Genomic DNA, 1,163 nt, shown 5'->3' on the forward strand with positions numbered 1-1,163 from the left:
CGCTGGCCTTCGGGGCCGCCAGCAGCGCCGCCAAGGATGGCGCCGTCCGCAGCGGCGCGGCGGCTTCAGCCGGCATTGCCTTGTTCACGGAAGATGTGCTGCGCGGGTATAGGGTCGACGTGCAGCCGATCATCGGAGGCAAGCCGGGCCGCTGGCAATCGCTGTGTCGGCGGCAAGGCGCGTACCAGATTGCCGCGACGGGCGCGAAGCTCTCGCTGCCTGCCGATGACGAGGGCTATGTCAAGGGCGCATCGACGACGAGTACCGCCAACCCCGCCAGCGGCGCCGACCCAGACGATCACTATCTGCACGAATCGTTGTTCCGCTGGGCTGGATGGAGCCTGGTAGTGCCGCGTCCAGGCCGGACGCTGCGCGCGCAGGATGGCGATTCGGGCGTGCAGGCCGAAGTGCCGACCGATGTGACCGATGCCGTCGCCGCTGCCGATGGGAACGGCATCCTGACCAGCTTCGTGGCCGCGAAAGGCAGTCTGCCCCGGCTGCGCTTCGGCTTTGCCTATCGGTTGCGCGCGCGGCTGGTCGATCTCGCCGGTAACAGCCTCGATGTCGACGATCCCTCGCTCGGTGATGGAGAAAACGAACTGGAGGTCACGCAGCCAGTCACGTACTGGCGCTTCGAGCCGGTGGACCCGCCGGTGCTGGTGCAGCGCGCACGTGCCAGCGAGGGGGAGTCGCTGGAACGCATGGTCATTCGCAGCAACTACGACGCCGATCCGGCCACCTTTTTGACGACCGGCGCGTTTGCCGATGCGATCAAGCTGCCCGCTTCCGCCGATTTCGCCTACACGCCCGCGAACGAGCGGCATGTGGTGCCACCCAAGGCGTCGCAAACGCTGTGCGAGACCCACGGTCTGTTCGATCCGATGTTCGGGTCCGCATCGGGTATCCGTGACGCGTACGCGCTGGCCGCGCGCGAATCGGGCACGCTCTACGATGCTGGCCCGGGCACTGACGTGGCGTTGATCACCCCCACGGCGCTGGCGAACGTTGCCACCACCGTCGCAGTGCCGCCAGCCCTGCCGTCGCTGGATAACCCGACTGGCGACCGGCTCGCGGCTGGCCAGTACGTGATCCATCGCGAGGCACGGGTGCCAACGCCGTGGCTGCCCGATGTCGCCGCCGGGGGCATCGCGCTACGCGCCGCG

General features: G+C 68.4%; 1 pseudogene. It reads left to right on the plus strand.

Features of this window, described 5'->3' with window-relative positions:
• Positions 1 to 1,163: pseudogene (locus D769_RS00255) on the plus strand (hypothetical protein); the annotation flags it as partial.

It is taken from the genome of Cupriavidus sp. HMR-1 (assembly GCF_000319775.1).
Classification (GTDB): Bacteria; Pseudomonadota; Gammaproteobacteria; order Burkholderiales; family Burkholderiaceae; genus Cupriavidus; species Cupriavidus metallidurans.